This window comes from Actinoallomurus sp. NPDC052274 (assembly GCF_040679475.1).
Lineage (GTDB): Bacteria > Actinomycetota > Actinomycetes > Streptosporangiales > Streptosporangiaceae > Actinoallomurus > Actinoallomurus liliacearum.
The window spans coordinates 68,542-75,951 of sequence record NZ_JBFAUT010000045.1 but is presented as its reverse complement, the minus strand read 5'-3'; the positions used below and the strand labels follow the sequence as shown (position 1 = coordinate 75,951).

Genomic DNA, 7,410 nt, shown 5'->3' with positions numbered 1-7,410 from the left:
GAGAAATGAGGTGTCATATACCTATCCGGCCGCGGCCCGCTCGGCGGCGGCCCCGGCTGGGGTGGTCACCTCACGCGGCGGGCGACCAGTAGTCGCCCGCCATGACGATGTAGACGAGCATCTTTATCGTCTCGCCGTAGTACGTGTCGCCGTACGGGTTGGTGGCCAGGAAGTTCCACAGCTTGTCGGTCCAGCCCTGGTCCCCGGCGGCCATGGCGGCGACACCGACCGGGTCGTTGGCCGCCTCGGACTGGTCGTCGGTCTGGGTGGGGGTGCCGTCGAGTTTGGTGTGCGGGTAGATCTTGGCCGGGTCGCCGCCCGCGTGGCTCTTGTAGCTCGCGGACTCCTTCGTCGCGACGCCGACGCTCACGGACGAGCCGTACAGCAGGGCGTCGGTGCCGATGTGCCACGGCACGCGCACGGAGTTGTATCCGACGATGTTGTCCGGCTGACTCTCCTGGTAGTCGGCGGGGGCCGGCTTCGGGCCGGTGGTGTTCGCGTTGACCACGAAGTCCGACAGCAGGTTCGCGGTGGGGGAGTACTTGGCGGTGAACTCCTGGATCACGGCCTCCGTGCGGGTGACGACCTTGTTCCAGTCGTGCGCCGGGTCGTACGCGGCGAAGGCGCGGAGGTGGTCGAGCATGTGGTCGGACGGGCGCGTGTCGGTGTCCGGACCGTCGTCCTCGCACTTGAGATGCCCGTCGGGGGCCACGTCCGCGGCGTAGAGCTTGGCGAGCCAGTCCTTGGCGGCGGTGGCGTAGCCGCCCCACTGCCGGTCCGCCAGGATGAGGCCGTAGCCGACGTCCAGGTCACCGTCGGTCGCGGCGTCCGGCGTGCCCGAGTCGGCGTACTTGCAGGAGCTGCCGTCGATCTTCCACTGCATCATGCCCTGGGAGTCGCGGTGGGTCGACGCGACGTGCCAGAGACCGTCGAACTCCGCCTGGGCGTTCGTGTCGTACCCGGCCATCAACGGCACGATGTTCATCCCGTAGCCCTGCGCCTCCGAGACGGTGCCCTTGTTCGGCGCGTCCCCGGTCGCGTAGACGAGGTACCCGCCGCAGGCGGCGCGCAGGTACTTGCTCTTCCAGGAGTCGTACTGCTTCTTGACGGCGGCGTCCCGCGCGGACTGGCTCGCGGACGGCAGGACGCCCGTCCGATAGGTCACATGCGCCGGGAAGGGGTGGGCGGGCACGGCGGCCGCCCGGTCCGGCCGGGGACCGGCGGTCGACGCGCCGGCGACCGGGCCGGTCACGGTGATGGGGAGGAGGGAGAGAGCGGCGACCACGGTCGCGCTGGCAGTGGTCCGGGCCGTTCGGTGGAACATGGCGGGCTCCTCGGAGGGGACACTGCGTCGCCGGTCCGGCATGCCGGAACTTCGACGGCTTGTTAGGAAGGTTTCCTAACAAGCTCCGAGGATGAGTCGGTTCCGCCCGTACGTCAATAGGGAGCGGCGAACAAAAGCCGGGGCGGGCCGGGAATCCCCGGTCCGCCCCGCGGCCGTCAGTGGTGGTGGCGCACCACGTGATGGACGACGACGTGGTGATGCACCACGTGGTGGTGAGAATGGCCGCAGGCCGACAGCGCCAGCAACGCCGGCACGAACCCCACGACCGCCGCCGTCGCCAACCGGATCCGCCGAACCTTCACGTCTTCCTCCGAGAGAGTCGCACCTTCAGGCTTCATCCGGCTTCCCCGGAGAAAACCTCCATGAACGAGATTACAGACGCGCCGCGGTGTTGATCGGTTCCAGCCGATTTTTCCTCGGGTGACGACCCTGCCGGTGTCTCTCGGTCACAGGCCCATGCAGGCGAGGGCACGCTGGAAGGCCGCCTTCTGGCCGTCGGCCTGGCCCGCCGCGCCCAGCAACTCCGCCAGGTCGAACCAGGCGCGGGCCGCGGGCCGATGCGCCTCCATCTTCTCCAGGTAGTCCACCGCCTGGAACAGGGCGGCCACCGCCTCCTCCCGCTGTCCGAGGCGCGCCTGCGCCTCGGACAGCACCGTGTAGGCCTCCGCGATGTCCTGGCCCGCGGTGTCGCCGAGAAGGTCGGCCGCCCGCCGGGCCAGGCTCGCCGCCTCAACCGGGTTGCCGAGCACGATCTCGGCGCGGGCCTGGTGCAGCAGGCAGGAGGCGAGGTCGACGGTGCTGGTCGCGGTGGACTCCATCTCGCGCTGCGCGTGCCGGAGCACCTCCAGTGCCTCCGCCGCCCGGTCCGGCCGCGCGCAGAGCAGGAAGTGACCGTAGGCCCCCCGGAGCCGGCTCAGGTTGCGGGCGTCGTCCTCCTCGCCCAGGAGCGCGATGGCGCGCTCGGCCAACTTGAGCGCGCCCGGCGCGTCGCCGCTGAGCTCCGCCGCCCACGCGGCGTTCCAGTAGGCGGCCATCCGCGCCTTGGGCGTGCCGATGGCCTCCGCTCGCACGGTCAGCATGTCGGCGAACTGGCGCGCGTAGGCGAGATCACCGCGATGGATGTACGCCCCGAGGATCGTCGAGCCGAGCATCACCATCGCGTCGGTCCACTGACCGCCCATCGCGGTCAGCTGATCGAGGGCCTCCTCACCGACCTGGATGCTGGTCGTCAGGTCGCCGAGCTCCCGGTGACAGCGGATCAGCGCGGTGTGGACCTTCGCCCACTGGTCGGGCTCGGTGGTGGGCGAGATCATCCTCGCCGCGCGTTCCAGCTCGCCGAGCGCCTCCTTCAGCGAACCGGTCGCCTCCAGCGCGAGAGCGTGCCCCCAGCACGCTTCGTGTTCGAGCCCGGGAATATCGGTCACGGCGGGGTGGGCCGAAACCTCGGCGAAACGGATGCGCGCCTCGTCGGCCGCGCCGTTCTCCAGAGCGATGTGCGCGTAACGCAAAGTCTCCCGGAGGCCGGCGATCGCCTCCTCGCTCACGCCGGTGAGCAGGTAGGACTCGGAGCAGTCGAGCTTGCGGGCCAACAACGCGATCATGCTCGGCGCCGGTGTGCGCTTGCCGCTTTCGATGAGTGAGACGTAGCTGTCGGAGAGCTCGGGCCAGGCGAGCTGTGCCTGAGACAGGTTCTTGCGCAGCCGCAAAGTCCGAATCCGTTCACCGAGTGATTCCTGCCCTGGCATCTCGCCCGCCTCTAGAAGAAAATGACACTGCCACAGGAAAGGATAAGAAAGAATGTCACGTCTGCGCAGGGTCATAGCGCTGGTAGTTGTTTCGACTATAGGGTCACTGATCGTGAGCGGGATGACCGGTTCCGTCACATCGGAGTCCGCCGGGCCGGCCGGGCTGGCCACCTCCGTATCGGCGGCCCTGGCCATACCGGCACCGGGCGGTCTCGTGTGCTGCTGACCGAGCCTTCAACCGCGTTCTGAGTGACGCGCGGGGACTTTCGGACTTGTGGCGGGGGCGGCCCGCCGGGCGGTCGCCCCCGCAAATCCGGAGCTCCCGGGGTGATGCCGGTCCACCGGCCGGGTCGTGCGGGCGTGCTGGAATCACCGTTCCCATCGCGGTGTTGTCGACTGACATGGCGGCCCGACGGGTCGCCGGCATTCGACGACGAGGAGCTCCAATGGCCACGACGACCCTGACCGCCGAGAACTTTGACAAGACGGCGGGCAGCGACGGCATCGTGCTGGTCGACTTCTGGGCGAGCTGGTGCGGGCCGTGCCGGATGTTCGCGCCGATCTACGAGGAGGCCTCGGCCAAGCACGAGGACATCGTCTTCGGCAAGGTCGACACCGAGGCCGAGCAGGACCTGGCCATGCGATTCGACATCACGTCGATCCCGACCATCATGGCGATCCGCGACGGGGTCATCGTGTTCGCCCAGCCCGGCGCGCTTCCAGGCGAGTCGCTGGAGAGCCTGATCGAGCAGGTGCGCGCCCTGGACATGGACGACGTGCGCAGCCGTCTGGCCAAGAAGGCCTGACAAGGCCAAGAAGCCTGACCTGAACGACGGAGTCCGGTCGGCGACGCCGACCGGACTCTCGCTGTGCTCCGCCGGTCAGGGACCGGGATCAGGACAGGACGGGGATCAGGACAGGACGGGGATCAGGCAGAGACCGAAGATCGCGTAGAAGACGGCCGCCACGGTCAGCGTCCGCCCGGAGAGGCGGCCCTTCCACAGCAGCGCCAGCAGGTAGACCATGGCCGCCATCGTCACCAGTCCCGCCAGGAGCAGGGCGTGGTCGAAGCGCCAGGGCGTGAACAGGATGCCCAGCCCGGACGGCACGGTGGCCTGGATCATCATCGCGCCGCTGATGTTGGCGAGGGCGAGAGGCGTCTTGCCCTGGCGCACCCAGATGATCGCGTTCATGATCTCGGGCAGCTCGGTGGCGATGGGGGACAGCAGCAGCGCGGTGACCGACGCGGAGAGGCCGATCATCGGGCCGATCGCGTCGAGCTGGTGCACGAAGAGCTGCGACGCGAAGAAGATGATCACAAGGGTGACGAGGGTCTGGGCGAGGACGGCCCATGTCGCGGGCACCTCGCGACGGCGCTGCAGGAGCAGCGGCTCGAGGTCGGCGCCGTCGTCGTGCTCACCGCCGTCGCGCAGCTCGCGCCAGAAGTAGACGGCGTACGCGGCGAAGAACAGCAGGCCGAGCCACGGTTTGAACGCGAAGGCCACCAGCCCCACCGCCACCTTGACGACGAAGATCGCCAGGAACCAGCGCTGGTCGCGGGCGAGCTTGCGGACGTCACCGAGGTCGTCCCGCGGCGGAGCCTCGGCCGGGAGGTCGGGAGACGCGGTCGCGGCGGCTCCGGCGCCGACGGGGGCGGCCGTACGGGCGGCGGCGGTCTGAACCTTCCGCCGTCGCGTCAGCAGCACGAAGCCCGTCACGCCGTAGGCCACGGTGGCCAGCGCCAGCGGACCGCCCATCGCCGCGCCGACCCCGATGTCCTTCTGGGCGCCCGAGCCGAACACCACGGCGACGAAGGTCACGACGCTCTCGGGGAGCGCCGTGCCGAACGCGGCCAGCAGGGTCCCCACGGCGAGCGGCCCGACCTTCAGCCGGACGCCGAGCCACTCGACGGCGTTGACGAACCACTCGCAGGACAGATAGATCGCGATGGCACAGGCCAGCAGGATCACGACGTGAAGCATGTGTTCCTCGAAGATCGGCCACCGTGAGACAGAGAGCGGACCTCGGCTCACGGTGATCAGCGGTCACCGACAGCCGAAGGTCTCGTCCACCCTTGTCATGGGGCCCGGGCACCGGGAGCGCTCAGGCGCTCCAGCATGTCGACGACCGGCCGGCGGGACTACTCCCCTTCGCGGCGCCCAGCTTACTCGACGCGACGACCTCCCGTTCAACGCCCAGAAGTGCCCGCATTCCGCGATACTCATTCGGTCGCCACCACTTATCCTGATCTTGGAGGCAGTGCCGCATGTCCACCGAACCGCCCGCTTCGGAGCCTCTCTCGTCCGGGGCCGACCGGCGGCGGTTCCTCCTGGTGGGCGCGGTCGCCGCGGCCGGGCTCGGGACGGGGCTCGGCCTGCTGTCGAAGGGTGGGGCCGACCGCCCGGCGAACCGGCACGGCGCGGCGGCGCGGGGAACGCCCGCGGCCCGCTCGCGGTACCTGCAGATCGTCGCGCACGAGGACGACGACCTGCTCTTCATGACCCCCGACCTGTCCGAGTCGCTGCGGGCCGGATCGCCGCACCTGACCGTCTACCTCAGCGCGGGGGAGAGCAAGGCCGGCGTCCCGCCGGACACCCACGACGTCAACGCCTACGTCGCCGAGCGGGAGAACGGCCTACGGGCGGCGTACGCGCTCATGCTCGGGGTCCGCAACCGCTGGCGGCGGGAGACCCTCAGCGTCGGGACGCTGCGGTTGCTCTCGTACGTCCTCGTCGACCGGCCGGACATCCGGCTGGTGTTCCTCCTGGTGCCGGACGGGCGTGACCCGCGGGCCAGCCTGGGGTGGCACACGCTGGGCAAGCTGTGGAGCGCCGCCGACCACGCGGACGCGTGCGGATGGACGCAGGCGCCGGACGGGTCGCCGTACCGGCGGTGCCTGAGCCGGGAGGACGTGCTGACCGCGCTCACGGGCCTGATGCAGAGTTTCCGGCCGACCGTCGTGCGTTCCCAGGACACGGCGCCGGACGAGAGGTACAGCGCGGACCACCCCGATCACATCGCCGCGGCCCACTTCGCCGCCGAGGCGGTACGGCGCCACGCCGCGCGCCATCCCGAGCAACTGCTCCTGCAGGTCAACTACCGGGACTACAACATCCGCAATCTCGCGGTGAACCTCAGCGCGGCCGACAATCGGTACAAGCAGCGCGTGTTCGCGGCCTACTCCGCGCACGACTACCGCATCAACGCCGAGAACCCCCACTGGGACGCCTACGAGGCGCGCATGGTCTACCGATGGCCGCGCGGCACCGGCTTCACCGCCACGGACGCCGTGTACGCGGTGGGGGCGGGCCGCCTCCTCGTCTGGCGGCGAACGAACGGGAACTGGTCGGCGCCGCGGTCACTCGGCGACCCGGGCGGCCCTCTCGCCCCGGCCGTGGCCGTGGCCGGGCCGGTGGTCCTCGGCCTGCGCACCGACACCGGTGAGGTCCTTGCGTACGGCCAGGGGCGCTGGCGGTCGCTCGGCCGTCCCGATCCGAAGAAGGTCCACAACCAGGCCGGCGCCCCGGTGGCCGTGGTCGACGGCTCCGGCATGCTCGGCGCCTTCGTGCGCAACGGGCGCGGCGGCGTGAGCGCCCGGTTCCTCGGCGCGGGCGGCTGGAGCCGCGCGTGGACCGACCTGCCGGGAGTCGACCTGAAGCAGGTCATCTCGCCGCAGCCGAAGAAGAAGCACCAACGGTACGGCGACGTCCAGGACGGCCTGGCCGCGGTCGTCACCGACGCCGGGACGATCGAACTGTTCGCCGCGACCCGCTCGCAGATCCTGTGGTGGCGTCAGCGCGAGCCGGGCAAGCCGCTGGTGTTCGCCGGGGCCCTGCCGGTGGCGGGCGCGATCGCACCGCTGGCCGCCGAGGCGGTCGGCGACCGGATCCAGGTGATGTTCCGTGAGCCGTGGACCGGCCGGACCCTGGCGATCTCCCGGGCCGTGTCGTCCGCCGTCTGGGACGGCACACTGGCCGTCCGGGCCGCGTCCCACCTCGACGGCGAGCCGCCCGTCATCGGCGCTTCGCCGCCCTATCAGGTGATCGGGGTGCCCGCGCCGCTGCCGGACGGCTCGCAGGTGTGCGCCCTCGGCGCCGACGGGCGGCTGCACGTGGCGCCGCGCTCGGCCGCGAAAAGGGCCGCGTGGCGGGCGGTCGGCCGCTGATACCATGGGCCCGTGGCGACCATGTTCGAGACGACGACGCCGGGCCGGCCCCGGCGCGACGGTCGCCTGCACTGACCTGCACGGCCGAGGCCCCGGGAGCGATCCCGGGGCCTCGATGCTGTCCCGGTTCGCTCCCACCACGCGAGAGGAGCGAC

General features: G+C 70.6%; 6 protein-coding genes. 2 read left to right on the top strand and 4 right to left on the bottom strand.

What is annotated here, in order from left to right; translation table 11 throughout:
• Positions 1-70 precede the first annotated feature (70 nt).
• The 3 genes from AB0K82_RS31165 to AB0K82_RS31155 form a co-directional block, all read right to left on the bottom strand.
• The gene (locus AB0K82_RS31165; RefSeq protein ID WP_364403917.1) at positions 71-1,324 is read right to left on the bottom strand and encodes a glycosyl hydrolase family 8; all 1,254 of its coding nucleotides are present in this window, start codon (positions 1,322-1,324) and stop codon (positions 71-73) included.
• Positions 1,325-1,500: 176 nt separating this feature from the next.
• Positions 1,501-1,647, bottom strand: coding sequence for a hypothetical protein (locus tag AB0K82_RS31160; protein WP_345356467.1), 147 nt, complete (start codon positions 1,645-1,647; stop codon positions 1,501-1,503).
• Positions 1,648-1,791: 144 nt separating this feature from the next.
• Entirely contained in the window at positions 1,792-3,090 is a 1,299-nt protein-coding gene (locus AB0K82_RS31155; RefSeq protein ID WP_364403915.1) for a helix-turn-helix domain-containing protein, read from the bottom strand.
• A 446-nt stretch (positions 3,091-3,536) separates the two neighbouring features.
• Here AB0K82_RS31155 and trxA point away from each other — a divergent pair, with 446 nt between their 5' ends.
• Entirely contained in the window at positions 3,537-3,896 is a 360-nt protein-coding gene (gene trxA / locus AB0K82_RS31150; protein WP_364403913.1) for a thioredoxin, read from the top strand.
• A 105-nt stretch (positions 3,897-4,001) separates the two neighbouring features.
• Here the strand turns inward: trxA and AB0K82_RS31145 are convergent, their stop codons facing one another.
• Positions 4,002-5,072: a sodium:calcium antiporter gene (locus AB0K82_RS31145; RefSeq protein WP_364403912.1), complete on the bottom strand. Its 1,071-nt coding sequence runs from the start codon at positions 5,070-5,072 to the stop codon at positions 4,002-4,004.
• 284 nt (positions 5,073-5,356) lie between these two features.
• Here AB0K82_RS31145 and AB0K82_RS31140 point away from each other — a divergent pair, with 284 nt between their 5' ends.
• The gene (locus AB0K82_RS31140) at positions 5,357-7,255 is read left to right on the top strand and encodes a PIG-L family deacetylase (RefSeq protein ID WP_364403910.1); all 1,899 of its coding nucleotides are present in this window, start codon (positions 5,357-5,359) and stop codon (positions 7,253-7,255) included.
• The last annotated feature ends 155 nt before the right edge of the window (positions 7,256-7,410 follow it).

Coding starts and splice junctions, on each gene's coding strand:
- AB0K82_RS31165 (WP_364403917.1), bottom strand. CDS start 1,324: ATGTTCCACCGAACGGCCCGGACCACTGCCAGCGCGACCGTGGTCGCC.
- AB0K82_RS31155 (WP_364403915.1), bottom strand. CDS start 3,090: ATGCCAGGGCAGGAATCACTCGGTGAACGGATTCGGACTTTGCGGCTG.
- trxA (WP_364403913.1), top strand. CDS start 3,537: ATGGCCACGACGACCCTGACCGCCGAGAACTTTGACAAGACGGCGGGC.
- AB0K82_RS31145 (WP_364403912.1), bottom strand. CDS start 5,072: ATGCTTCACGTCGTGATCCTGCTGGCCTGTGCCATCGCGATCTATCTG.
- AB0K82_RS31140 (WP_364403910.1), top strand. CDS start 5,357: ATGTCCACCGAACCGCCCGCTTCGGAGCCTCTCTCGTCCGGGGCCGAC.